This is a genomic window from Pseudomonas sp. ABa2, assembly GCF_056676075.1.
In genome coordinates, this window is record NZ_CM155239.1 from 3,882,549 (window position 1) to 3,908,235 (window position 25,687).

Below are 25,687 nucleotides of genomic sequence, written 5' to 3' on the forward strand. Positions count from 1 at the left end.
TCACGCTCCGGACTCTTCGATGCTGTCGTTCCCGCGCCGTTTGCTGCCCCTGCTGGCTCTCGCCCTGGCCGCCTGCGATCAGCAACCGCGCTTTACCGCCGCCGAACCCGGCGAAGCGCTCTCGGCCGGCACCGCCAGCGTGCGCCAGTACGATCACAACGCCTTCTCCATGCCCGCGGCCAACCTGGCGCCGAGCCGGCGCCTGGACTTCGCCGTGGGCAACAGCTTCTTTCGCAACCCTTGGGTCGTCGCCCCGGCCACCACCACCGCGCGCGACGGCCTCGGCCCGCTGTTCAACACCAACGCCTGCCAGAACTGTCATATCAAGGACGGCCGCGGCCACCCGCCGGCGCCCGATGCCGCCAGCGCCGCCTCGCTGCTGGTGCGTCTGTCGCTGCCCCACGATGCGGCCCAGGCCGCGCTGATCGAACGCCTGGGGGTGATTCCCGAGCCGACCTATGGCAGCCAGCTGCAGGACATGGCCAACCCCGGCGTGGCGGCGGAAGGCAAGGTGCGCCTGAGCTACCGCAGCGTGCCGGTGCGCTTCGCCGACGGCACGCTGGTGGAGCTGCGCCAGCCCGAGCTGCAGATCAGCCAGCTCGGCTACGGCGACATGCACCCGGACACCCGTTTCTCGGTGCGCGTGGCGCCGCCGATGATCGGCCTGGGCCTGCTCGAAGCCATTGCCGAGGCGGATATCCTGGCCAACGCCGACCCGATTGATGCCGACGGCGACGGCATCTCCGGGCGCCCCAACCGGGTCTGGGATCGCGTCCAGCAACGCAGCGTGCTCGGCCGCTTCGGCTGGAAGGCCGGCCAGCCGACCCTCAATCAGCAGAACGCCGAGGCCTTCGCCAATGACATGGGCCTGACCAGCTCGCTGGTCGACCAGGACAACTGCACCGCCGCGCAGGCCGACTGCCGCGCCGCGCCCCACGGCGGCGCGCCGGAGGTCAGCGACAGCATTCTCGCCAGCGTGCTGTTCTACAGCCGCAACCTCGGCGTGCCGGCGCGCCGCGACGTCGACTCGCCCGCCGTGCTCGCGGGCAAGAACCTGTTCCACCAGGCCGGCTGCCAGCAGTGCCACACCCCCAGCTTCACCACCGCGGCCGCTGCCGCCGAGCCGGAACTGGCAGGCCAGTCGATCCGTCCCTACAGCGACCTGCTGCTGCACGACATGGGCGAGGGCCTGGCCGACGGCCGCGAGGAGTTTCTCGCCACTGGCCGCGAGTGGCGCACCGCGCCGCTGTGGGGCATCGGTCTGACGCAGACGGTCAATGGTCACAGCCAGTTCCTCCACGACGGCCGCGCGCGCAACCTGCTGGAAGCCATCCTCTGGCACGGCGGCGAGGCCGAGGCGGCCAAGCAGCAGGTCCTTACCTTCGACGCCGAGCAGCGCGCCGCGCTGCTGGCCTTTCTCAATTCCCTATAAGGAGCCCGATATGCTGCACAAGAGCCTGATCGCTTCTCTGCTCGGCCTGGCCCTGGTCGGCTGCGGCCAGCAGGAGCCCAATGCCCAGGTCAGCGCGGCGCTGGCCGACGGCGTGCTGCTTCCGGCCTACAGCAGCTGGCAGGAAGCCGACCGCCAACTCGCCGCCAGCGCCGCCGCCTTCTGCGCCGGCGACGCCGACCTGCCGGCCGCTCGCCAGGCCTTCCTCGGCGCGCAGAGCGCCTGGGCCGGGCTGCAGCCGCTGCTGCTCGGGCCGCTGGCCGAAGGCAATCGCGCCTGGCAGATCCAGTTCTGGCCGGACAAGAAGAACCTGGTGCAGCGCCAGGTCGAAGCCCTGGTCAAGAACAAGCCGCAGCTGAGCCAGGCCGATGTCGAAAGCGCCAGCGTGGTGGTGCAGGGCCTGAGCGCCTACGAGTACCTGCTGTTCGACCCCAGCCTGGATCTGGCCCAGGCCGAGCAGAAGGCGCGCTACTGCCCGCTGCTGACGGCCATCGGCGAGCATCAGCAGGCGCTGGCCGGCGAGATTCTCGGCGAGTGGCAGGGCGAACAGGGCATGGCCGTGCAGTTGAAGCGCTTTCCCAACGAGCGCTACGCCGACGCCGACGAGGCCATCGCCGAACTGCTGCGCGTGCAGGTCGGCGCCCTCGACGGCCTGAAGAAGAAGCTCGGCGCGCCCATGGGCCGGCAGAGCAAGGGCATCCCCCAGCCCTACCAGGCCGAAGCCTGGCGCAGCGCCGCCAGCCTGGCCAACCTCGGTGCCGCCCTGGCCAGCGCCGAACTGCTGTGGCACGGCAGCAACCAGGACGGCCTGCAGGCGCTGCTCGGCAGCGATCAGGCCGAGCTGGTGGAGCGCATCGACGCCGCCTACCAGGACACCCGCCAGCGCCTGGCCGCGCTGGAGCGGCCGCTGGGCGAACTGCTCGGCGAAGACGCCGGGCGCGCCAACCTCGACGAGCTGTACGACAGCCTCAATCGCCTGCACCGCCTGCAGGAAGGCGAGCTGGCCAAGGCCCTCGGCGTGCAGATCGGCTTCAACGCCCACGACGGGGACTGACGATGCAGCGCAGAACCTTGCTCGGCCTGGGCGCGCTGCTCGGTGTCGGCGCCGCGACCGGCGCCTTCGCCAGCTGGACCCTGCTCGGCCCAAAGGGCCAGCCGCTGCTGCTGTCCGCCCGCGACGACGGCGACGGCCGCCACTACGCCGTGGGTTTCCGACTGGACGGCTCGCGCGCCTTCGCCACGCAGGTAGCCGAGCGCTGCCACGACGTGGTGCCGCACCCCAGCCTGCCGCTGGCGCTGTTCGTCGGCCGCCGGCCGAGCACCGCCAGCTACCTGATCGACACCCGCGACGGCCGCCTGCTGCAGCGCCTGGTCACGCCGGCCGGCCGCCACTTCAACGGCCACGCGGTGTTCCACAAAGGTGGCGACTGGCTGTACACCACCGAAAACGACACCAACGAGCCCGGTCGCGGCGTGCTCGGCGTCTACCGCCTCCAGGGCGAGCGCCTGGTGCGCGCCGGCGAGCATGCCAGCCACGGCGTCGGCCCGCACCAGCTGCTGTGGATGCCCGACGGCGAAACCCTGGTGGTGGCCAATGGCGGCATCCGCACCGAAGCCGAGAGCCGGGTGGAGATGAACCTCGACGCCATGGACGCCAGCCTGGTGCTGATGCGCCGCGACGGCAGCCTGGTCAGCCGCGAACGCCTGGCCGAGCAGCAGAACAGCGTGCGCCACCTGGCCGTGGCCAGCGACGGCACGGTGGTCAGCGGCCAGCAATATATGGGCGACATCCAGGATGCGGCCCCGCTGCTGGCGATCAAGCGTCCCGGCCAGGCCTTCCAGCCCTTCCCCCTGGGCGAGGCGCAGCGCCTGGCGATGAACCAGTACACCGCCAGCGTGGCGATCCACAGCGAGCTGCGCCTGCTGGCGCTGACCGCCCCGCGCGGCAACCGCTTCTTCATCTGGGACCTGGACAGCGCCGCGGTGCGCCTGGACGTGCCGCTGGCCGACTGCGCCGGGGTCGGCGCGCTGGCCGAGGGCTTCGTGGTCAGCTCCGGCCAGGGCCGCTGCCGCCTGTACGACTGCCGCGGCGAGCGCATAGTCGCCAAGGCGCTGGAGTTGCCGGCCGGGCTGTGGGACAACCACCTGCGCCTGGCCTGACGCTCTGGGGGCGACCCGGGACGCGAGCCTGCCGCATCCCGGATTGCATCCGGGCCATCCGCGCCAGCGGTTGGGGGCGCCGCGAGCCTCGCAAGGCGAAACGCCTCCCCCGCCTCCGCGAGAGCAACGGCAAACAGACGCGCAACTGTCATCCAAACGTCATCAACTGGTCATAACCTGCAAAAGCCCGCCGCGGCGTGGCCAACCTATACTTCAGCCACCCACTCCCGGCGACGGAGCGGCTGAGCGATAGGGAAATCGACACCACCGCCACGCGCTGCTTTTCAGCTGGCTTCCCAACGTTCGAACTCCGAGGCATGACTCCCATGCTGCAAAAATCCCTGCGCGCGCAGATCCTCGCTCTACTCGGCGGCAGCCTGGCGCTGATCCTGGTCACCGCGCTGGCCTGCTTCAGTTTCCTCTCCGGCGGCATCCAGTCCTACCGCGGCCTGCTCGACGGCCCGCTGGAGGCCTCGCGGCTGATCGACGCGGCCAACGTCGAGTTCAAGACCCAGGTGCAGGAATGGAAGAACGTGCTGCTACGCGGCCAGGACAGCGCCAACCTCGAGCGCTACTGGAGCCAGTTCGAGGCACAGGAGCGCAAGGTGCAGGAGCGCCTCGGCCAGCTGATCCAGGTCGCCGCCGCCGATCCGGCGCTGAAGGCCCAGGTCGAACGCCTGCGCAGCGAACACCAGAGCCTCGGCGCCAACTACCGCAAGGGCCGCGACGCCTTCGTCGCCGCCGGCGCCGACGCCCAGGCCGGCGATGCCGCGGTCAAGGGTATCGACCGCGCCGCCAGCGAGCAGATGAGCGCGCTGGTCGACCAGCTGCGCCAGCACAGCCTGAGCCAGGCCGAGCAGATCAACGCCAGCGCCGAGCGCACCATCCTCAGCGGTACCCTGCTGATGCTGGCCGCCGCCCTGGTGATCGGGGTGTTCAGCCTGTGGCTGGTCAATCGCCACCTGATCATCCCCATCCGCCACCTGATCACCCACGTCGATCAGCTCAGCCACGGCCAGTTCGGCCAGCGCGTGGAGACCTCGCGCGCCGACGAACTGGGCATGCTGGCGATAGCCGCCAACACCCTGCGCGACTTTCTCGCCAGCACCACCGAGAGCCTGCACCAGAGCAGCGGCGACCTCGACAACGCCAGCGGCGAGCTGAACGCCATCGCCTCGCGCATGACCGAGGGGGTCAACGAGCAGTTCGAGCGCACCGACCAGGTCGCCACCGCCATGCACCAAATGTCCGCCACCGCCCAGGAGGTGGCGCGGCATGCCGCCGAGGCGGCGCACGCGGCGGACGATGCCGACGACTCGGCGCGCCAGGGTGGCAAGGTCATGCAATCGACCATCGCCACCATCACCGACATGCGCGGCGAGATCGCCAACACCGCCGAGGTGATCCGCCGCCTGGAGGCCGACAGCGGGCGCATCGGCAAGGTGCTGGAGGTGATCCGCGGCATCGCCGAGCAGACCAACCTGTTGGCGCTGAACGCCGCCATCGAAGCGGCGCGCGCCGGCGAACAGGGCCGCGGCTTCGCCGTGGTGGCCGACGAGGTGCGCACCCTGGCCCAGCGCACCGCCGAATCCACCGCCGAGATCAACCAGATCATCGATACCGTGCAGACCGGCGCGCTGAATGCCGTGCGCGCCATCGAGAGCGGCCAACAGCGCAGCGAGCAGGGGGTGACCCAGGTCACCGAGGCCGGCGCCATGCTGCAGCGCATCACCGGCGCGGTGGAGGCGATCCGCGACATGAACCGGCAGATCGCCACCGCCGCCGAGGAGCAGACCTCGGTGGCCGAGGACATCTCGCGCAACCTCACCGAGCTGACCGCCATCGCCAGCGCCAACCAGGAGAACGTCGAGCGCACCCAGGCCGCCAGCCACAACCTGCGCAACCTGTCCGGGCAGCTGGGCGAGGTGACCCGCCGCCTCGGTTCATAGATCACTCAGCAGCTGGCACAGGGAAGTGCCAGCACCCTGCAATCACCCGCCCCACGGGGTTTTGACAGCGCCCGGCTCTGGCACTAAGGTGCCTCTCTTGCCTATTCCCAGGCCCTACCCTGCTCGCCAAGGAAACGGAATATGTTGCTCCGCCGCATGCTCATCATGCTCGGCGTGGTACTCGTCGTGGTACTCGCCTTCGCCGCCTACAAAGGCCTCTCCATCTACCAGCAGATCCAGATGTTCTCGGCACCGCAGCCGGCCATCAGCGTCTCCGCCGCACAGGCCGAGCAGCAGCCCTGGCAGGGTCGCCTGCCGGCCATCGGCACGCTCAAGGCGTTCCAGGGCGTCGACCTGTCCGCCGAGGTGGAAGGCATCGTCAGCGCAGTGCTGTTCGAGTCCGGGCAGAAGGTCACGCTCGGCCAGCCGCTGATCCAGCTCGACAGCGAAGTGGAACGCGCCAACCTGGCCACCGCCGAGGCGGTGCGCAGCCTGGCGCGGGTCGAATTCGAACGCGGCCGCAGCCTGGTGAACCGGCAGAGCATCTCCAAGAGCGAGTTCGACCGCCTCAACGCCGAGCTGCTCAAGGCCGAGGCGACGGTCGCCCAGCTCAAGGCGCAGCTGGACAAGAAGCGCGTGCTCGCCCCCTTCGCCGGCACCATCGGCATCCGCCAGGTGGACACCGGCGACTACCTCTCGCCCGGCGCCGCCATCGCCACCCTGCAGGATCTGTCGCGCCTGCACGTCGACTTCTTCCTGCCCGAACAGCGCGCGCCACTGCTGCAGGTCGGCCAGCGCGTGCTGGTCGGCGTGGCCGCTTACCCGGGCGAGACCTTCGAGGGCCGGATCGCCGCGCTCAACCCCAAGGTGGAGAACGAAACCCGCAACCTGCAGGTGCGCGCCACCCTGAGCAACCCGGACGAGAAGCTGCTGCCGGGCATGTTCGCCAACCTCGAGGTGCTGCTGGCGGGCGACGAGCCGAAGATCGTGGTGCCGGAAACCGCCATCACCTACACCCTCTATGGCAACTCGGTGTACGTGGTGCAGGAAAAGCAGGACGAGGACGGCCAACCGGTCAAGGATGCCGAGGGCGAGACGCAGCTGACGGTCGAGCGGCGCTTCGTCGAGACCGGCGAGCGCCGTGCCGGCCGCGTGGTAATAGTCAAGGGGCTGCAAGCCGGCGAACAGGTGGTCACCTCCGGCCAGCTCAAGCTGGACAATGGCGCCCATGTCGAGCTGGTCGAAGATCCGGCACTGCAACTAGACGCGAACTGACCCGTCAACGCGCGTAGGAGCCAGCCCGCTGGCGATCTGCCCCAAGCCAGATCTCGCCGGCATGCCGGCTCCTACGGATGACAACAGCCAAGGAAATCCTTATGGCTTTTACCGATCCTTTTATCCGCCGTCCGGTGCTGGCCACAGTGGTCAGCCTGCTGATCGTGCTGCTCGGCTTCCAGGCCTTCGGCAAGCTGAGCATCCGTCAGTACCCGCAGATGGAGAACGCCCTGATCACGGTGACCACCGCCTACCCCGGGGCCAACGCCGAGACCATCCAGGGCTATATCACCCAGCCGCTGCAGCAGAGCCTGGCCAGCGCCGAAGGCATCGACTACATGACCTCGTCGAGCCAGCAGAACCTGTCGACCATCTCCATCTACGCGCGCATCGGCGCCGACACCGACCGCCTGTTCACCGAGCTGCTGGCCAAGGCCAACGAGGTGAAGAACCAGCTGCCGCAGGACGCCGAAGACCCGGTGCTGTCCAAGGAGGCGGCCGACGCCTCGGCGCTGATGTACGTCAGCTTCTACAGCGACGAGCTGTCCAACCCGCAGATCACCGACTACCTCTCCAGGGTGATCCAGCCCAAGCTGGCCACCCTGCCCGGCATGGCCGAGGCGCAGATCCTCGGCAACCAGGTGTTCGCCATGCGCCTGTGGCTGGACCCGGTGAAGATGGCCGCCTACGGCGTCACCGCCGGCGACCTCAACGAGGCAGTGCGCAAGTACAACTTCCTCTCCGCCGCCGGCGAGGTGAAGGGTCAGTACGTGGTCACCAGCATCAACGCCAGCACCGACCTGAAGTCGGCCGAGGCCTTCGGCGCGATTCCGGTGAAGACCCTCGGCGATACCCGCGTGCTGGTGCGCGATATCGCTCGGGTGGAAATGGGCGCGGAGAACTACGACTCGATCAGCTCCTTCGACGGCATCCCCTCGGTGTACATCGCCATCAAGGGCACGCCGAGCGCCAACCCGCTGGAGGTGATCAAGGAGGTGCGCGGCATCCTCCCCGAACTGGAGGCGCAGCTGCCGCCGAACCTCAAGGTGGCCATCGCCTACGACGCCACCCTGTTTATCCAGGCGTCCATCGACGAGGTGGTCAAGACCCTGATCGAGGCGGTGCTGATCGTCATAGTCGTGGTGTTCCTGTTCCTCGGCGCGCTGCGCTCGGTGCTGATCCCGGTGATCACCATCCCGCTGTCGATGATCGGCGTGCTGTTCTTCATGCAGCTGATGGGCTACTCGATCAATCTCCTCACCCTCCTGGCTATGGTGCTGGCCATCGGCCTGGTGGTGGACGACGCCATCGTCGTGGTGGAGAACATCCACCGCCATATCGAGGAGGGCAAGACGCCGTTCGACGCTGCCATCGAGGGCGCGCGCGAGATCGCCGTGCCGGTGGTGTCGATGACCATCACCCTGGCCGCGGTGTACGCCCCCATCGGCTTCCTCGAAGGCCTGACCGGCGCGCTGTTCAAGGAATTCGCCCTGACCCTGGCCGGCGCGGTGATCATTTCCGGCATAGTCGCCCTGACCCTGTCGCCGATGATGTGCGCCAAGCTGCTGCGCCATGACGAGAACCCCTCGGGGCTGGCCCATCGCCTGGATCTGATCTTCGACCGGCTCAAGCAGCGTTACCAGAAGATGCTGCACGGCACCCTCAACACCCGCCCGGTGGTGGTGGTGTTCGCCCTGATCGTCATGGCGCTGATCCCGGTGCTGCTCAGCTTCACCCAAAGCGAACTGGCGCCCGAGGAAGACCAGGGCATCGTGTTCCTCTTCGCCAACGCACCGCAGCCGACCAACCTCGACTACGTCAACGCCTACACCGACCAGTTCGTGGAGATCTTCAAGACCTTCCCCGAGTACTACTCCTCGTTCCAGATCAACGGCTTCGACGGCGTGCAGTCGGGCATCGGCGGCTTCTTGCTGACGCCCTGGAACGAGCGCGAGCGCACCCAGATGGAGATCCTTCCCGAGGTGCAGGCGCGGCTCAACCACATCCCCGGCCTGCAGATCTTCGGCTTCAACCTGCCGTCGCTGCCGGGCACCGGCGAGGGCCTGCCGTTCCAGTTCGTGATCAACACGCCGAACGACTACGAGTCGCTGCTGCAGGTGACCGAGCGCATCAAGGCGCGCGCGCTGGAGTCGGGCAAGTTCGCCTTCCTCAATATCGACCTGGCCTTCGACAAGCCGGAAATCGTGGTCGACATCGACCGCGCCAAGGCCGCGCAGATGGGCGTGTCCATGGAGGACCTGGGCGTCACCCTGGCCAGCCTGCTCGGCGAGGGCGAGATCAACCGCTTCACCATCGACGGGCGCAGCTACAAGGTGATCGCCCAGGTCGAGCGCGCCTATCGCGACAATCCGGGCTGGCTGGACAGCTACCACGTGCGCAGCGAAAGCGGCGTCATGGTGCCGCTAGGCACCCTGATCAGCCTCAGCGACCGCGCCCGGCCGACCAAGCTCAAGCAGTTCCAGCAGCTCAACTCGGCGATCATCGAGGGCGTGCCGATCGTCAGCCAGGGCGAGGCGATCGACACCATCACCGCCATCGCCCGCGAGGAAGCGCCGCGCGGCTACAGCTTCGACCATGCCGGCGCCTCGCGGCAGTACATCCAGGAAGGCAGCGCGCTGTTCGTCACCTTCGCCCTGGCCCTGGCGATCATCTTCCTGGTGCTGGCCGCGCAGTTCGAGAGCTTCCGCGACCCGCTGGTGATCCTGGTCACCGTGCCGCTGTCGATCTGTGGCGCGCTGGTGCCGATCTTCCTCGGTTTCTCGACCATGAACATCTACACCCAGGTGGGCCTGGTGACGCTGATCGGCCTGATCAGCAAGCATGGCATCCTCATCGTCGAGTTCGCCAACCAGCTGCGCCACGACAAGGGCCTGCCGCTGCGCGAGGCCATCGAGGAAGCGGCGGCGATTCGCCTGCGCCCGGTGCTGATGACCACCGCGGCGATGGTGTTCGGCATGGTGCCGCTGATCCTCGCCAGCGGCGCCGGCGCGGTGAGCCGCTTCGACATCGGCCTGGTGATCGCCACCGGGATGAGCGTCGGCACGCTGTTCACCCTGTTCGTCCTACCCTGCGTCTACAGCCTGCTGGCCAAGCCGGATGCCGAGCGGCAGGAACAGGCACAGGCTTCGCCCGCCCATTGAGCAGTGCCTGCCCGTAGGGTGTCGCGGGGCCGCGACACCCTACAGCCGGCGTACGACAGAAAGGCGTAATAAGTCCTTGCTATTTATGTAATAGGAATTATTCTCAGTTACGTAAAGACGGCCAAGGAGACCTGCCATGACCTACCTGATCGATGCCTGGCTGGACCGCCCGCATCCCTATCTGCGCATCCTCAATCGCGAAACCGGCGAGGTCTGCGCCATGCTCGAAGAAGAAGCCCTGGACGAGCTGCGCGACCAGGGCGATCTGGACCTGCACGAACTCAACTCCAGCGAACCCATAGTGCTCAAGGAGCTGGTGCGCAGCCTGTTCCTGTTCTGCTACGCGCGGGCCTTGCGGCCCTAAGTCGAAACCGCCATTCGGTGCTCGCGGCGCAATCGCTGAAACGCAAACGGGGCGCCCTGTTTCCAGGGCGCCCCGTTTCGTTGGACTTTCTCGCTGTCAGGTAGGGTGCGCCATGCGCCCCGCAGCGACAGCCTGTGTCCAAGGCTTACAGGATATCGAGCAGCTCGACATCGAACACCAGCACGCTGTGCGGCGGGATGCTGCCGACGCCCTGGGCGCCGTAGGCCAGCTCGCTCGGCACGTGCAGGCGCCACTTGCTGCCGGTGCCCATCAGTTGCAGCGCCTCGACCCAGCCCGGGATCACCCCGCCGACCGGGAATTCCGCCGGCTGGCCGCGCTCGTAGGAGCTGTCGAACACGGTGCCGTCGATCAGGGTGCCGTGGTAATGGGTACGCACCTGGTCGTCGGCCGACGGCTTGGCGCCCTCGCCCGCCACCAGCACTTCGTACTGCAGGCCCGACGGCAACACGGTCACGCCTTCGCGCTTGGCATTCTCGGCCAGGTAGGCGCGGCCTTCGCCGGCAGCGGCTTCGGCCTTGGCGGCGGCTTCGGCCTGCATGATTTCGCGGATGACCTTGAAGCTGGCACCCAGCTCGGCCTCGGAGACGCGGCTGGCCTGGCCGCCGAACGCGTCGGTCAGGCCGGCGAGGATGGCCGTCAGGTCGACGCCGGGCGGCGGGTTGTCGCGCAGTTGACCGCCGAGTTGACGGCCGATGCCGTAGCTGACGCGGCCCTCGTCGGAGGACAGATCGGGGCTGAAGGTGAATTCGGACATGAAAGGCTCCGCTTGGGGCTGCAAAAAGGCCGGCCAGACTAGCACAGAAGCGCGGCCCGTCGTCACGCGCCCATGCTGGCGGAACGGCGGCGTCGGCAGCGCTCGGAGCAGTAACGCACTTCATCCCAGCAGCGCGCCCATTTCTTGCGCCAGGTGAACGGCAGCCCGCAGACCGCGCAGCCTTTCACCGGCAACTGGCGCTTGTTCACAGCATCTCCCCGGCATCCAGGCGGGCCAGCAGGCGTTCGCCCCAGTCCCACAGCGCCTGCTGCCTGGCCTCGTCCATGCGCGCCAGGTTGCGATAGACCATGCCCAGGCGCGGGTTGCGCTCGAGCCGCTCACGGTGGCGCATAAGGAAGTGCCAGTACAGCGCGTTGAACGGACAGGCCGACTCGCCGCTGCTCTCGCTCACCTTGTAAGCGCAGCCGCTGCAGTAGTCGGACATGCGCTTGATGTACTGGCCGCTGGCGCAGTAGGGCTTGGAAGCCAGGTAGCCGCCGTCGGCGTGCATCACCATGCCCAGGGTGTTGGGCAGCTCGACCCAGTCGAAGGCATCCATGTACACCGCCAGGTACCAGTCGCAGATCTGCTTGGGCGCGATGCCGGCGAGCAGGGCGAAGTTGCCGGTGACCATCAGCCGCTGGATATGGTGGGCGTAGGCGTGCTCCAGGGTCTGGCCGATGGCCTGGCGCAGGCAGTTCATGCGGGTGTTGCCGGTCCAGTAGAACGCAGGCAGCGCGCGCGTGTTGCCGAAGGCGTTGCCCTCGGCGTACTCGGGCATCTGCAGCCAGTAGATGCCGCGCACGTACTCGCGCCAGCCGATCAGCTGGCGGATAAAGCCCTCCGCCGCATTCAGCGGCACCCGCCCGGCCCAATAGGCGGCCTCGACGTCGGCGCACAGGCGGCGCAGGTCGAGCAGGCCGATGTTCAGCGCGGCGCTGATGCGCGCGTGAAACAGGTAGGGCTCGCCGCTGGCCATGGCGTCCTGGTAGTCGCCGAAATCCGCCAGGCCGTGGGCGAGGAAATGCGCCCAGAGCCGCTCGGCCTCGGCGTGGGTCACCGGGTAGTCGAAGGCCGCCAGGCTGCCGTAATGGTGGGAAAAGCGCGCGGCCACCAGCGCCAGCACCTCGCCGGTGATCGCGTCGGGCGCGCTGCGCAGCGGCTGCGGCGGGCGCACGCCGCGCGGCAGGGCCTTGCGGTTGTCGGCGTCGAAGTTCCAGGCGCCGCCCACCGGCGTGCCGTCACCGTTCATCAGCAGGCCGCTGCGGCGGCGCATCTCGCGGTAGAAGTACTCCATGCGCAGCTGCTTGCGCCCGCCGGCCCAGGCGGCGAACGCCTCGCGGCTGCAGAGAAAACGCTGGTCGACATGCCAGTGAATCGGCAGGCCGCAGTGGCGCAGGGCCTGCTCCAGGCGCCAGTCGCCGCATTCGGTAAGGTGGATTTCCTGGGCTCCGAAATGATCGGCCCAGCGCAGCAGTTCGCCGGGCAGCGAGCCGCTGTTGTCGGCATCGTCCAGGCGCACGTACTGCACGCGCAGGCCGCGCTCACGCAGCGCCGCGGCGAAGTGGCGCATGGCGCTGAAGATCAGGGCGATCTTCTGCGGATGGTGCGGCACATGGCCGGCCTCCTCCGCGACCTCGGCGAGCAGCACGACGTCCTGCGCCAGGTCGAGCCCCTGCAGGCTGGCCAGATCGAAACTGAGCTGGTCGCCGAGCACCAGGGCCAGGCGGCGCGCGCTCACCCTCACCCGATCACCAGCTGGAACGCAGGGAAATCGGCACCTTCAGGCAGTCCTGGCTGCCGGCCGGCATGCCGCACATCTCGTCGTGCACCACCGCATGCACCAGGTTGAACGGCACCTTCGGCAGCTCGTGCAGCAGGTCGCGCGCATGTTCCACCGAGCGCAGGTGCAGGGTGGCGCCCTGGCTGTCGCTGAGCGGGTGGGCGCGGCCGTCCATCTGCGCTTCGAGCAGATAGATGCCGCCCTCCATGGAGATCAGGTTGAGCTCGTCGATGTGCCCGGCGTGGGCATGGCTGGACAGGTCTTGCAGATTCATGGGGCTCTCCTTACGCAGGCAAAGCTATACAAAAATCACTTCATATACAATTTTTGTACAAGCAGATAAAAGCACAAGGCAGAAAGCAAACCGCCCGTCCGTTTTGCAACGGCCGGGCGGCGGTGGAGCCCCGGGACGACTCAGCCGTCGTACTTGGTCAGCTTGTCCAGATAGCCCATGGCGAAGGCCGAGCCGACGAAGGTCAGGTGGATGATCACGTACCACTTGAGGTACTCGAGGTCGTAGTTCTTGGCGTCCATGAATACCTTGAGCAGGTGGATCGAGGAGATCGCCACGATGGAGGCGGCCACCTTCATCTTCAGCGAGCCGGAGTCCATCTTGCCCAGCCAGCTGAGCTTCTCGGTGCCTTCGCGAATGTCCAGGCGCGAGACGAAGTTCTCGTAGCCGGACAGCATCACCATCACCAGCAGGCCACCGACCAGGGCCATGTCGATCAGCGACAGCAGCTTGAGGATCACATCGGCTTCGGCGAGGGTGAAGATCTGCGGCAGGATGTGGTACAGCTCCTGGAAGAACTTGATCGACAGCGCCAGCACCGCCAGCGACAGGCCGAAGTAGATCGGGGCGAGCAGCCAGCGCGAGGCGTACATGGCGTTTTCGATGAGGCGTTCCATAGGGACTCACTGCAGGGTCAAAACTGGCGCGAGTATACCCAGCCGCCCGCGCCAGACAAAGCGCGCGACGGCCTCGGCGGTTATCCACGCTTTCTGTGGATAAAGCTGTGGGCAATGGCGCCTTGCGCGGCGCGACGGGGCATGGCCTGCGGCCTGAGCGGCGCTGTACAAAAGCCGCGCAGATGTGACCCTCAGGTCTCCGGCTGGAACTGGTAGCACCCGGTGGGTCGACGGCGCTCGCCGTTGAGGCGACGCAGTTCGGCCTGCAGGTGCAGGCGCCAGATGGGTGGTTCGAGGCATTCGGCATAGCCCTGCTGGGCCAGGCTCTCGGCGATGGACGCTAGCACCCCTTCGGCGACAAAAGGCCCGTAGAACGGGCCCTGTGCCTTGATCGCCGAGGGTTGCGCGCCGGACATGCCGGCCGCGCAGAGCAGCGTCCAAAGTCCGTTTTCCCCGGCCAGCGGCCGGATCACGCATTCGATACGAGTGACCAGGCCCAGGCATTGGCGGGTAAGGCAGAGGCTACGCGGCATGGCGGCGACCCTCGCGGATTCCAGGCTCCAGCCTACACCCCGAGCGGCCGCACTGTGAAGGCCAAAGTTATCCCCGCAATCTGTGGATAACTCTGTGCATGACGGCTGAACAACGATGCTGGCACGGTTGCCCCGGGCGATCCGGGACAATCGTGCAAGATTTGTTCAGCCCGCGGCGCCCTCGCCTTCGCCCTTCTTGCGCCGCGGCGCCTTGGCCGGCTTGGCGGCGACGGGCTCGGCTTCGGCCTTGGCCTTGGCCGCCTCGGCGTGCTTGCCGTCTTCCTCCAGGTCGATCTCGGCGATTTCGCGCAGGCGCTCGACCACCCGTGCATTGACGCTGCCCTTGGGGAAGCGGCCCTGCTCGTCCGGATGGCCGGCCGCCTCGCCGACCAGCAGGCTCAGCGCCTCGTCGACATGGCGCACGGCGTAGACGTTGAACTGGCCGGCGCGCACCGCCTGCAGCACGCGGTCGTCGAGCATCAGGTTGCTGACGTTGGAATGGGGGATGATCACCCCCTGCTCGCCGGTCAGGCCGCGTGCCTCGCACAGGCGGAAGAAGCCTTCGATCTTCTCGTTGACCCCGCCGACCGCCTGCACTTCGCCGAACTGGTTGATCGAGCCGGTGATGGCGAAGCACTGCTTGAGCGGCGTGCGCGACAGGGCCGAGATCAGCGTGCAGACCTCGCCGAGCGAAGCGCTGTCGCCGTCGACGTAGCCGTAGGACTGCTCCAGGGCGATGCTGGCGGAAATCTCCAGGGGGAATTCCTGGGCGTAGCGGCTGCCGAGAAAACCGGTGAGGATCATCACCCCCTTGGAGTGGATCGGCTGGCCCAGGCTGACTTCGCGCTCGATGTCGACGATGCCGCTGCCGCCGGGATAGACGGTAGCGGAGATGCGCGCCGGCACGCCGAAGGCCGAGTCGCCCACTTCCAGCACGGTCAGGCCGTTGCACTTGCCGACCGCGGCGCCGCAGGTGTCGATCAGGATGATGCCAGCCAGCATGTCGTCGATGATCCGTGCCGACACCCGCCCGGTGCGGGTGGCCTTGGCCTTGAGGGCGCGCTCGATATGGCCGACGTCGGTGAGCGTCTCGCCGGCCAGGTGGCGGATGAAGTCGGCCTCGCTGACCAGCTGGAACAGGTCGCCGATGCGCGCCGACAGACGGCCCTGGTGCTCGGCCAGGCGCGCGCTGTAGGTGGCCAGGCGCGCCACCGCCGCGCCGGTCAAAGGCGCCATGCCCTCCTCCGAGGTGCGCGTCTTCATCAGCTGGGCGAACTGCTCCAGGCTGTCCTCGGCCAGGGGAATGTCCTCGTCGAAGTCGACCAGCACGCGGAACATCTCCTGGAAGTCCGGGTCGTGGTCCTGCAGCGCATAGTAGAGCTGGCGCGAGCCGATGATGATGACTTTCAGCTGCAGCGCGATGACCTGGGGATTGAGGGTCACGGTGGCGATGCGGCCGAGGTCGCCCAGCGGCGATTCCATCTTCAGCTGGCGCGAATGCAGGGCGCGCTTGAGCGCCTCCCAGACGAAGGGCTCATTGAGCAGCTTCTCCGCCTCCACCACCAGGTAGCCGCCGTTGGCGCGGTGCAGCGCGCCGGGGCGCAGCTGGCGGTAGCTGGTGTACAGCGCGCCCTGGTCGGAGCTGTATTCGATGCGGCCGAACAGGTTGTCGTAGGTCGGGTGCGACTCGAACACCACCGGCGCGCCGCCGTTGGCATGGTGACCGACCACCAGGCTCGGGCAGTACTGCTCCTCGAGCAGCTTGCGCAGCTGCGGGTCGGCCTTGTCGACGTCGACCAGCTGCTCGACCGCGGTCTTCAGCAGATTGACCTGCATCGCCTGCAGATAAGCGCAGACGCCGGCGTTCTCCGCGTATTTCTCCGACAGCGGCGCCAGCAGCGGCTGCAGGGCGACGGTGATGGTCTCCTCGTTGAGCTGGCGCAGCAGGTTGCTCGACTCGCGTTTCCACTGCGGCAGGCTGGCCAGCTCCTCGTTGAGGCGCTCCTCGAGCAGGGCGATGTCGGCATGGAAGCGCTCGCGCTCGGCTTCCGGCAGCTGGGCGAACTCGGCCTCATCCAGCGCCTTGCCGTCAGCCATCGGGGTGAAGGCGATATTGCTGCTGTCGCGGTACAGGGCCACGCCCTTCTCCAGCGACAGCTTCTCGATCACGTCCAGCGCCTGGTCGTAGCGCTTGTTGAAGGAGCGGTCGATGGCGCTCTTCTTCTGCTGGTAAGTGGGCGTCTCGAACACCGCCGGGAAGGTGGCCAGCAGGTTGTCGATCAACTGGTTGATGTCGGCGATGAAATCGCTCGCGGTGCCGGCCGGCAACTCCAGCGCGCGCGGCTCGCGCGGCTCGTCGAAATGGTTGACGTAAACCCGATCAGCCGGGGTCTCCATGCGCTTGGCCTCGGCCTTGAGGTAGCGCTGGACGAAGGAGAAGCGTCCGGTACCCGGCTCGCCCATGACGAACACGTTGTAGCCGGGGCGCGGCATGGCCACGCCGAACTGCAGGGCCTCCACCGCGCGAGCCTGACCGAGCACGCCACGGAAGGGCTCGAGGTCGTCGGTGCTGGTGAAGTTGAACTGCTCGGGGGCGAAGGGGCGGGTCAGGGAGTCGGGCGGCAGCCGCAGGCTGGCAGCAACGGAGTCGGGCATCGTAAATCCTTAGGCGGGAAGGCAGGGGCCTGGGGAAATCATGGCCCCATCCGCGGTCCCGGACAAGCGCTAAGCTTGATCCAGGGCAGCCTCCTGCGCCCAGTGCCGCTTAAAGTGTCGCGCTCCTCTCACCGGACGCCCCGCATGAGCCTATTCCAGGAAATCGCCGCCCTGCTCGCCCTCTCCGCGCTGTTCGGGATGCTGGCGGTGCGCCTGCGCCAGCCGCTGATCATCGCCTACATCCTGGTCGGCATCCTCGCCGGTCCGGCGGCGATGAACCTGTCCGGCGACCACGCCTCGCTCGGCCTGCTGGCCGAGATCGGCATCACCGTGCTGCTGTTCGTGGTCGGCCTGAAACTGGACATGCGCCTGGTGCGCACCCTCGGCCCGGTGGCGCTGGCCACCGGTCTGGGCCAGCTCACCTTCACCATCCTGTTCGGCCTGCTGCTGTGCCGCCTGCTCGGCCTGGACTGGCTGACCGCCACCTACGTGGCGGTGGCGCTGACCTTCTCCAGCACCATCATCATCGTCAAGCTGCTGTCGGACAAAGGCGAGATCGATTCGCTGCACGGGCGCATCGCCATGGGTTTTCTGATCGTGCAGGACATCGCCGTGGTGCTGGCCATGCTGGCGATCAACCTCTACCAGCCGGCGGCGGGCGAACGCCAGGGCCTGTCGCCGCTGGCGCTGATCACGGTACTGCTGTGCAGCCTGATCCTGCTCTACATCCTGATGCGCTACGCCCTGCCGCACCTGCTCGCCCCCATGGCGCGCTCGCCGGAGCTGCTGATGCTGGTGGCCATCGCCTGGGGCACGCTGCTGGCCGGCGGCGCCGAGGCGCTGGGCCTGTCCAAGGAGATCGGCGCCTTTATCGCCGGTTTCTGCCTGGCCTCGACGCCGCTGCGCGAGGCCATCGCCAGCCGCCTGACCAGCCTGCGCGACTTCCTGTTGCTGTTCTTCTTCCTGCACCTGGGCATCCAGCTGGATTTCACCCATTTCCAGGGCCAGCTCGGCAGCGCCCTGCTGCTGTCGCTGTTCGTGCTGATCGGCAACCCGCTGATCGTCATGGCGATCATGGGCGCGATGGGCTACCGCAAGCGCACCGGCTTCATGGCCGGGCTCACCGTGGCGCAGATCAGCGAGTTCTCGATCATCTTCGTCGCCATGGGCATCGGCCTCGGCCACGTCGGCGGCGAAGCCCTGGGCCTGACCACCCTGGTGGGGGTGATCACCATCACCCTGTCCACCTACATGATTCTCTACGCCCAGCCGCTGTTCGAGCGCCTGTCGCCCTGGCTGGGGCCGTTCGAGCGGCGCGTGGCGCACCGCGAGAACGCCGCCGACAGCGCCAGCGACAGCCAGCAGCCGGAGGTGATCGTCTATGGCCTGGGCCGCTACGGCCGCCAGCTGGCGCACCGCCTGGAAGACGCCGGGCTGCGCGTGCTCGGCGTCGACTTCAACCCGGAAGCCCTGGCCAGTGCCCGGCGCACCGGCCTGACGGTGTGCTACGGCGATGCCGAGGATCACGACTTCATCGCCCATCTGCCGCTGCAGCAGGCGCGCGCGCTGGTCAGCACCATCCCCCAGCGCGAGGTCAACGCCATCCTCCTGCGCGCCGCGCGCAGCGCCGGCTTCCGCGGCCAGGTGACCTTGAGCGCCTTTCGCGAGGGCGACCTGGAGGCCTTCACCCGCGCCGGCGCGGCCAGCGTGCTGCAGCCCTATATCGACGCCGCCGACTCGGCCGCGCGGCGGCTACTGGAAGAGGTCGGCCAGCCGCTCAGTTGAGCGCGGCGCAGCGCAGGCAGAATTCCGCCGCCGGCAGCGCCCTGAGCCGGCCGGCTTCGATCGGCTCGCCACAGCGCTGGCACTCGCCGTAGCGGCCCTCGGCCAGGCGCTGCTTGGCCAGGCCGACCTGGCGCAAGGCGGCTTCGGCCTCGGCCAGCAGCGCCTCGAGCACCTCGTCGTTCTGCCGTTGCTGCGCCTGCTCGGCGAAATCCGCCGAATGGCTGCGCCCCAGGTCGCGGCGGATTGCGTTGGCGCGGGCGCCGTATTCGGCCAGCAGGGCGTCGAGCACGGCGGCGGTGTCGTGGGCGGTCATGATGCAACTCCTCGAGGCTATGACTTAAGTGTGGCCGCTGCCGGCCAAGTTGCACGGCAACCGCGCAAGCGCCGCCTTGACACCCGCCACGCGCCTGGCCAAAGCTCGGCCATCGCCACTATTAGAAGAACAGCGACCTTGAAACGGACATTCGCCGCCCTCGCCCTGAGCTTCAGCCTGCCGCTGCAGGCCGCCTCGCCCACGCCGCTGGCCACACTGGCCGCCGATCCCTACTGGATTGCCCTCGGCCACTACGAGACCGGCAAGCTCGGCGGCTGGCGCAGCTACGTCGACGACCAGACCTTCTTCCTCGCCGAGGCTGGCGCCGGTGATCCGGCCGCGGAGCTGGCCGCCACGCTCGAGGCCCTGTACCAGCCGGCCGAGCTGGGCGACCGCCACCCGCAGTGCGTCTACCCGGCGCGCACCCGCTGGCTGAAGGAGCGCCTGGCGCTGGACGATCTGCCCAGCCCGGACTGCGCCGAGTACCGCGCCTGGTTCGCCGACGTCAATCCGCACAGCACCGTGCTGGTGTTCCCCGCCGCCTACCTCAATAGCCCCTCGTCGATGTTCGGTCACACCCTGCTGCGCATCGACCAGGCCGACGTCGACAGCCACAACACCGCCCTGCTCAGCTACGCACTGAACTTCGGCGCCTTTATCGAGGGCGACGACAACAGCATCCTCTACGCCTGGCGCGGGCTGATGGGCGGCTACCCCGGGCTGTTCGCCCTGGTGCCCTACCGCGAGAAACTCAGCGAATACAGCCGCCTGGAAAACCGCGATCTGTGGGAATACCGCCTCAACCTCAGCCCCGAGGAAACCGGGCGCATGGTCGAGCACGTGTGGGAACTCAAGCAGGTGCGCTTCGACTACTTCTTCTTCGACGAGAACTGCTCCTACCGCCTGCTCGAACTGCTGGAGATCGCCCGCCCCGGCATCGAGCTGACCGAGCACTTCCCGATCACCGCCATCCCCACCGACACCGTGCGCGCGGTGAAGGACGCCGGGCTGATCGAACGCATCGACTACCGCCCCTCGCGCGAGCGCGAACTGCTGGGCCGCGCCGAGCCGCTGGGTGCGGCGGAAAAGGCCTGGGTGCTGAGCCTGGCCGGCGACTCCGCGCAGCTCGGCGCGGCGCCCTTCCAGAGCCTGCCGAGCGAGCGCCGCGCGCTGATCCAGGACGCCGCCTTCCGCCTGGTGCGCTACCGCGCCAGCGGCGAGGCGCGCACGGACGAAACCGCCGAGCGCAGTTTCCAGCTGCTCGGTGCGGTCAACCGCAACCCGCCGCCGCCGCTGGCGCTGCAACGCCCGCTGCTGCCCGAGGAAGGCCACCAGTCACGCACCTGGCAGCTGGCCGGCGGCAGCCGCGAGGATCGCGCCTTCGCCGAGTACGGCCTGCGCATGGCCTACCACGACCTCAACGACAACCTCGACGGCTTCCCCCTCGGCGCGCAGATCGAGATCGCCCAGCTCAAGCTGCGCCAGTACGAGGGCAACCACTGGCAAGTGCAGCGCCTGGACCTGGCCAACATCCGCTCGCTGACGCCGCGCGACGCCCTGCTCCAGCCCTGGTCCTGGCAGGTCGGCGGCGGCCTGGAGCGGGTGCTCGGCGCAGACGGCGACAGCCCGCTGGTGGCGCATGTCGGCGGCGGTGGCGGCGCCACCTGGCAGCTCGGCGCTGGCACCCTGGGCTTCGCCCTGGCCACCGCGCGCCTGGAGCACAACCGCGACTTCGCCGCCTTCGTCGCCCCGGCGCTGGGCTTCAACACCGGCCTGCTGTGGCGCAACGCGCTGGGCAACCTGACCCTTGAGGCGGCCGGCGACTACTTCCACAACGGCGAGGTACGCCGTCGCCTGTCGCTGAACCAGCAATGGGAAGTGCGCACCGACCTCGGCCTGCGCCTGAGCGCCCAGCGCGAGTTCAGCCAGCTCGCCGCGCCGGTCAACGAGGTGAAGCTGGAGCTGCGCTGGTATCACTATTGAGCGCCGGCAGGCGCACAATAGAGCAGTCATACCAGCCTGGCCCCCCTGCATGAACGACCACGGCCCGCAGCTGCTGCACGTCGCCGGCGGCAAACCGATCAAGCTCTGGACCCGCGGCGTGCCGGTGGAGGACGAAGCCCGCCGGCAACTGCTCAACACCGCGCGGATGCCCTTTATCTTCAAGCACCTGGCGGTGATGCCGGACGTGCACCTGGGCAAGGGCTCGACCATCGGCAGCGTGATCCCCACCCTCGGCGCCATCATCCCCGCCGCGGTCGGCGTGGATATCGGCTGCGGCATGGTCGCCGCGCGCACCTCGCTGCGCGCCACGGATCTGCCGGACAACCTGCACCGCCTGCGCAGCGCCATCGAACGCGCGGTGCCGCACGGCAAGAGCTTCGGCAAGCGCGACGTCGGCGCCTGGGACGAGGTGCCGGCCCCCACCGACGTGGCCTGGCGCGCCCTGGCCGGGCGCTTCCGGGCAATCTGCGCCAAGCACCCGCGCCTGGAGAAGAGCAACCACCGTGTGCACCTCGGCACCCTGGGCGGCGGCAATCACTTCATCGAACTCTGCCTGGACGAGGCCGACCGTGTCTGGCTTATGCTGCACAGCGGCTCGCGCGGCGTCGGCAACGCCATCGGCAACCTGTTCATCGAGCTGGCCCAGGCCGACATGCGCCAGCACCTGGCCAACCTGCCGGACAAGGACCTGGCCTACTTCGAGGAAGGCAGCCGCCACTTCGCCGACTACCTCGAGGCGGTCGGCTGGGCCCAGGACTACGCCCGGCAGAACCGCGCGTTGATGCTGCAGGCGGTGATCGCGGCCACCCGCCAGGTGCTCGGCCGGCCGTTCGAGGCGCAGCTGGAGGCGGTGGACTGCCACCACAACTACGTGCAACAGGAACGCCACTTCGGCCGCGAGGTGCTGGTCACGCGCAAGGGCGCGGTGTCGGCGCAGCCAGGCCAGCTGGGCATCATCCCCGGCTCCATGGGCACACGCAGCTACATAGTGCGCGGCCTGGGCAATGCCGAGGCGTTCTGCTCCTGCAGCCACGGCGCCGGCCGGGTGATGAGCCGCAGCCAGGCGAAGAAACGCTTCGACCTGGCCGACCAGCTGCGCGCCACCGCCCACGTCGAATGCCGCAAGGACAAGGACGTGATCGACGAAATCCCCATGGCCTACAAGGACATCGAGGCGGTGATGGCGGCCCAGCGCGACCTGGTCGAAGTGGTGCACAGCCTGCGCCAGCTGGTGTGCGTGAAGGGCTGAGTGACCGGCGGAGATGACGCCGCGACACGGCTTTCTATACTGAAGGTCCCACCGTCCCGTTCTGGAGAGCCATCATGCGCCGCCTAACCGCCTTCTTCGCCGCCGCCCTGCTCAGCGCGCCCCTCTGGGCGATGCACTGCCCGGCGGACATGGCCAAGATCGACGCCATGCTGCAAAGCGACCCACCGGCCGACCCCGCCGTGCTGGCCAAGGTGCAGGAACTGCGCGCCGAAGGCGAAGCCCTGCACAAGGCCGGCAACCACAGCGAATCGGTCAAGGTGCTGGGCGAAGCCATCAATCTGCTGGAAGCCAGCGAGTAGTCGCCGGCTCAGTTGCTGGTCGTAGGCGCCGGCCTGGCGGCGCCTGCAGCACTGCTGCCTAGTAGCCGGTGTAGAGCAGCTCCAGCGCCAGATGCCGCACCTCCTGCAAGTCCACCGGCTTGCTCAGGCAGGCAGAGGCCCCGCGCGCCCTGGCTTCCTCGAATAGCGCCTGGTCGGCCACCGCGCTGATCACCAGCACCGGCACCTCGCGCAGCCGTGGCTCGGCGCGCATGGCGTCGAGTATCTCCAGGCCGTTGCCGTCCGGCAGGTCGATATCCAGCAGCAACAGCGCCGGCTCGTTGTCCTGCAGCTCGGCCAGCGCGCGCTGACGGGTACCCGCGCCACGCACCTCGGCGAACTCGCGCAGCGCCTCCTGGAGAATCTTCAGGCAGGCCGGGTGATCCTCCACGCACAGCACCTGCACCAGGCGCCGCTCGCTTTGCGCCGACTGCTCCGGCGCATCGGCGTCGGTCTCGTCCGGCCGCGCGGCGCTGGGCAGGTCGAGCCAGAAGCGGCTGCCCACACCCGGCTCGCTGCGCACGCCGATCTCGCCGTCCATCAGGCTGGCCAGCTCGCGGCAGAGCACCAAGCCGATGCCGGTGCCGGGAATGTTCGAACTCTCCCGACCGAGGCGCTGGAACGGCTGGAACAGCTGCGCCTGCTGCTCGCCGGACAGCCCCGGGCCGGTGTCGTCGACCCACAGCCGCACGCAGTCGGCGCGCACCTCGTAGCCCATGCGGATGAGGCCCTGCGGGCTGTTGTACTTGATCGCGTTGGACAGCAGGTTGAGCAGGATCTGCCGCACCCGGCGCGGGTCGCCCTGGACGAACAGCGGCGGCTCGGCCGCGGCCATCACCTGCAGCTGCAGCTGGCGCTGCTGCACCTCGGGCTGCACCAGCTCGGCGCAGCCGGCCAGCAGGCTGCCGATCTCCAGGGGCTGCAACTGCAGCTGCTGACGGCGGCTCTCGATGCTCGACAGGTCGAGGATGTCGTCGACCAACGCGGTCAGATGGCGGCTGGCGTTGACGATCTCGTGGGCGTAGTCGCACTCCAGCTTGGCATCGGCCTTGTCCTGCGCCTCCATCTCGATCAGCTGGGCGAAGCCATGGATGGCGTTGAGCGGCGTGCGCAGCTCGTGGCTCATGCTCGACAGGAAACGGCTCTTGGCCTGGCTGGCCGCCAGGGCCTCGAGGCTGGCGTGGCGCAACTCCTCCTGCGCCTGCTTGAGACGGGTGATGTCGACATGGGTGCCGGCCACGCGCAGCGGCCAGCCCTTGGCGTCGCGCTCCAGCACCTTGCCGCGACTGAGCAGCCAGAGGTACTGGCCCTGGCAGTCGAGGTAGCGGTACTCGGCGTCGAAATGCTCGTCGCCGCTCTCGGCGAAGTGCTTGCGCAGGTGGCGCAGGCGCTCCAGGTCGTCCGGGTGCACGCGCTGGTTGAACTCGCTCAGGCTCAGGTGACGCGCGCCCAGGCCGAAGCGCCGCACGAAGCGGTCGCTGAGGTCGATGGTCAGGTCGCGGGCGTTGATCTGCCAGAGGCTCTCGGTGGTGCTCTCCAGCACCAGCTGGAGGATGTTCTGCGCCTCCTGGCGCTCCTGCTCGCTGGCCTGCAGCTGGCGCCCGGCCTGCTGCATCGCGTCCGCCAGGCGGCTGACTTCGGCGATCCGGCTGTCCGGCGCCGCCGGCAGGTAGTTGCCCTGGCCCAGGCTGCCGGCCATCTCGACGATATCGGCGATGGGGTGCGCCAGCTGGTTGCTCAGGTGCCGCGAACGCAGCCACATCCAGGCGAAAAACATCAGGTAGAAGGCCAGCAGGCCGGCGATCAGCAGGTAGCCGATCTGCAGGTAGCGCTCGGCCAGCTGGTTGGTGTCGTGGAAGATCTGCTCCTCGTCCACCACCAGCAACAGGCGCCAGCCGGTCTGCGGAATCTCGCTCCAGGCCACCAGCTGCTTGCGCCCGCCAAGCAGCACCTCCTGGACGTTACCGCGGCCCTCATTCATCGCCTGCAGCAGCGGCTCCATGCCCTCGCGCTTGGCCAGGTTGAAGTCCTCGGGCTTGAGTACCTCGCGGCGTACCGCCTCCTCGTAGGAGTAATGGGTCAGCTCGCGCAGGCCGAAATCCAGCTCGCCGGCGGCCGGCAGCGCCATGATGTTGTGGTCGTGGCTGACCAGCATGGCGTAGCCCTGCCAGGGCACGTTGAGCTCGGCGATCTCGCCGAGCACCTGGCCGACGGTGATGTCCAGGCCCACCACGCCCTCGAGGAAGTCGCCGCGATAGACCGGGGCGATGGCCGACATCATCCAGCCGAGGCCGGCCGGATCGAGGTAGACCTCGGTCCACACCACCTTGCGCTCGGGGTTGTGCTTGGCGTCGGCGAGGTAATAGAAGTTGTAATCCGGGATCACCATGTCATGGGGATACTGCGCCGGCGTGTCGAACCAGGGATAGATGCGGTTGTAGCTGTCCCAGCTGTTGAAGTAGAGCGCCGCCACCAGCGGGTTGGCCTGTTGGATCGAGCGCATCAGCGGGTCGAGCTGCGACAGGCGCATGACCTTGGCGTGATCCTGCTGCGCCAGCGGCGTACTGTTGGCGTAGAAGGAGGCGGCGCGGCCGTCGTCGCTGCGGGTGTAGAACACCCCGCTGTCGGTGCTGGTATGGCGCTGACGCTCCAGTTCGTCGGCCTGATAGCCGGTATCGAGCAGCGCGCGCTGAGTCGCGTCGCGGTACACCTGGACCAGCGATTCGATCGAACGCAGGCGGCCGTCGACGATCTGCCCCTCGCGCAGCGCGGCACTGGCCAGGTCCTTCACCGCCGCCTCCTGCAGATGGCCGATCTGCGTGTCGCGAATCGCCTGATTGCTCAGCAGGTACGCCGCAATCAACACCGACTCCACCAGGATCAACGGGATCAGCGCGCTCTGCACGAAGGCCCGCCAGATCCACTGGCGCAGGGGGTAGCGGCTAGAGCTCGGCATGACGACTCCTTTCCATAGGGCGCGCAGA

20 protein-coding genes are annotated in these 25,687 nt (G+C 68.2%); 11 read left to right on the top strand and 9 right to left on the bottom strand.

All coding sequences use genetic code 11. The annotated features are described in order from the left end of the window. Positions 1-19: 19 nt before the first annotated feature. From AC1G9C_RS18940 to AC1G9C_RS18970, 7 genes are all read left to right on the top strand, one after another. Positions 20-1,432: a di-heme oxidoreductase family protein gene (locus AC1G9C_RS18940; protein ID WP_480408471.1), complete on the top strand. Its 1,413-nt coding sequence runs from the start codon at positions 20-22 to the stop codon at positions 1,430-1,432. 10 nt (positions 1,433-1,442) lie between these two features. After that, positions 1,443-2,504 (top strand): imelysin family protein, encoded by a 1,062-nt coding sequence (locus AC1G9C_RS18945; RefSeq protein WP_480408472.1) that lies wholly within the window; start codon positions 1,443-1,445, stop codon positions 2,502-2,504. A 2-nt stretch (positions 2,505-2,506) separates the two neighbouring features. Further along, positions 2,507-3,610 carry a DUF1513 domain-containing protein gene (locus tag AC1G9C_RS18950; protein ID WP_480408473.1) on the top strand — a complete coding sequence of 368 codons (1,104 nt, stop codon included), beginning with the start codon at positions 2,507-2,509 and terminating at the stop codon, positions 3,608-3,610. Between the two features lie 326 nt (positions 3,611-3,936). After that, a complete protein-coding gene (locus AC1G9C_RS18955) occupies positions 3,937-5,559 on the top strand; it encodes a methyl-accepting chemotaxis protein (RefSeq protein WP_480408474.1) in 1,623 nt (540 codons plus the stop codon). 141 nt (positions 5,560-5,700) lie between these two features. Next, entirely contained in the window at positions 5,701-6,834 is a 1,134-nt protein-coding gene (locus AC1G9C_RS18960) for an efflux RND transporter periplasmic adaptor subunit (RefSeq protein ID WP_397496248.1), read from the top strand. 101 nt (positions 6,835-6,935) lie between these two features. Beyond that, positions 6,936-9,995 carry a multidrug efflux RND transporter permease subunit gene (locus AC1G9C_RS18965; protein ID WP_457789411.1) on the top strand — a complete coding sequence of 1,020 codons (3,060 nt, stop codon included), beginning with the start codon at positions 6,936-6,938 and terminating at the stop codon, positions 9,993-9,995. Between the two features lie 136 nt (positions 9,996-10,131). Next, positions 10,132-10,359, top strand: coding sequence for a PA4570 family protein (locus tag AC1G9C_RS18970; protein WP_122107622.1), 228 nt, complete (start codon positions 10,132-10,134; stop codon positions 10,357-10,359). 145 nt (positions 10,360-10,504) lie between these two features. Here the strand turns inward: AC1G9C_RS18970 and bamJ are convergent, their stop codons facing one another. The 7 genes from bamJ to AC1G9C_RS19005 all read right to left on the bottom strand — a co-directional run bounded on the left by bamJ (position 10,505) and on the right by AC1G9C_RS19005 (position 17,014). Beyond that, on the bottom strand, positions 10,505-11,134 hold the full coding sequence (gene bamJ, locus AC1G9C_RS18975) for a BamJ family beta-barrel-assembly machinery protein (protein WP_021442570.1): 630 nt from the start codon (positions 11,132-11,134) through the stop codon (positions 10,505-10,507). A 62-nt stretch (positions 11,135-11,196) separates the two neighbouring features. Further along, positions 11,197-11,343: a DUF2256 domain-containing protein gene (locus AC1G9C_RS18980; RefSeq protein ID WP_480408475.1), complete on the bottom strand. Its 147-nt coding sequence runs from the start codon at positions 11,341-11,343 to the stop codon at positions 11,197-11,199. Next, the gene (locus AC1G9C_RS18985; protein ID WP_480408476.1) at positions 11,340-12,875 is read right to left on the bottom strand and encodes a cryptochrome/photolyase family protein; all 1,536 of its coding nucleotides are present in this window, start codon (positions 12,873-12,875) and stop codon (positions 11,340-11,342) included. The genes AC1G9C_RS18980 and AC1G9C_RS18985 overlap by 4 nt, the downstream gene beginning before the upstream one ends. A gap of 10 nt (positions 12,876-12,885) precedes the next feature. Further along, positions 12,886-13,191 (bottom strand): DUF6482 family protein, encoded by a 306-nt coding sequence (locus AC1G9C_RS18990; RefSeq protein WP_021443599.1) that lies wholly within the window; start codon positions 13,189-13,191, stop codon positions 12,886-12,888. A gap of 140 nt (positions 13,192-13,331) precedes the next feature. Beyond that, positions 13,332-13,826, bottom strand: coding sequence for a TIGR00645 family protein (locus tag AC1G9C_RS18995; RefSeq protein ID WP_021443600.1), 495 nt, complete (start codon positions 13,824-13,826; stop codon positions 13,332-13,334). Positions 13,827-14,017: 191 nt separating this feature from the next. Further along, a complete protein-coding gene (locus AC1G9C_RS19000; protein WP_480408477.1) occupies positions 14,018-14,359 on the bottom strand; it encodes a PA4575 family protein in 342 nt (113 codons plus the stop codon). Positions 14,360-14,524: 165 nt separating this feature from the next. Continuing rightward, the gene (locus tag AC1G9C_RS19005) at positions 14,525-17,014 is read right to left on the bottom strand and encodes a Lon protease family protein (RefSeq protein ID WP_122107626.1); all 2,490 of its coding nucleotides are present in this window, start codon (positions 17,012-17,014) and stop codon (positions 14,525-14,527) included. A 144-nt stretch (positions 17,015-17,158) separates the two neighbouring features. Here AC1G9C_RS19005 and AC1G9C_RS19010 point away from each other — a divergent pair, with 144 nt between their 5' ends. Then, positions 17,159-18,799, top strand: coding sequence for a cation:proton antiporter (locus tag AC1G9C_RS19010; protein WP_397496244.1), 1,641 nt, complete (start codon positions 17,159-17,161; stop codon positions 18,797-18,799). Here AC1G9C_RS19010 and AC1G9C_RS19015 read toward each other — a convergent pair. After that, complete coding sequence (locus tag AC1G9C_RS19015) at positions 18,792-19,112, bottom strand: TraR/DksA family transcriptional regulator (RefSeq protein ID WP_122107628.1); 321 nt, start codon at positions 19,110-19,112, stop codon at positions 18,792-18,794. The genes AC1G9C_RS19010 and AC1G9C_RS19015 overlap by 8 nt on opposite strands. A 138-nt stretch (positions 19,113-19,250) precedes the next feature. Here AC1G9C_RS19015 and AC1G9C_RS19020 point away from each other — a divergent pair, with 138 nt between their 5' ends. From AC1G9C_RS19020 to AC1G9C_RS19030, 3 genes are all read left to right on the top strand, one after another. Beyond that, the gene (locus tag AC1G9C_RS19020) at positions 19,251-21,095 is read left to right on the top strand and encodes an Lnb N-terminal periplasmic domain-containing protein (RefSeq protein ID WP_480408478.1); all 1,845 of its coding nucleotides are present in this window, start codon (positions 19,251-19,253) and stop codon (positions 21,093-21,095) included. Positions 21,096-21,144: 49 nt separating this feature from the next. Next, the gene (locus AC1G9C_RS19025) at positions 21,145-22,365 is read left to right on the top strand and encodes an RtcB family protein (protein ID WP_480408479.1); all 1,221 of its coding nucleotides are present in this window, start codon (positions 21,145-21,147) and stop codon (positions 22,363-22,365) included. A 74-nt stretch (positions 22,366-22,439) separates the two neighbouring features. Continuing rightward, the gene (locus AC1G9C_RS19030; protein WP_021445945.1) at positions 22,440-22,685 is read left to right on the top strand and encodes a hypothetical protein; all 246 of its coding nucleotides are present in this window, start codon (positions 22,440-22,442) and stop codon (positions 22,683-22,685) included. Positions 22,686-22,743: 58 nt separating this feature from the next. Here the strand turns inward: AC1G9C_RS19030 and AC1G9C_RS19035 are convergent, their stop codons facing one another. Continuing rightward, positions 22,744-25,659, bottom strand: coding sequence for a hybrid sensor histidine kinase/response regulator (locus AC1G9C_RS19035; protein ID WP_480408480.1), 2,916 nt, complete (start codon positions 25,657-25,659; stop codon positions 22,744-22,746). Between the last annotated feature and the right edge of the window lie 28 nt (positions 25,660-25,687).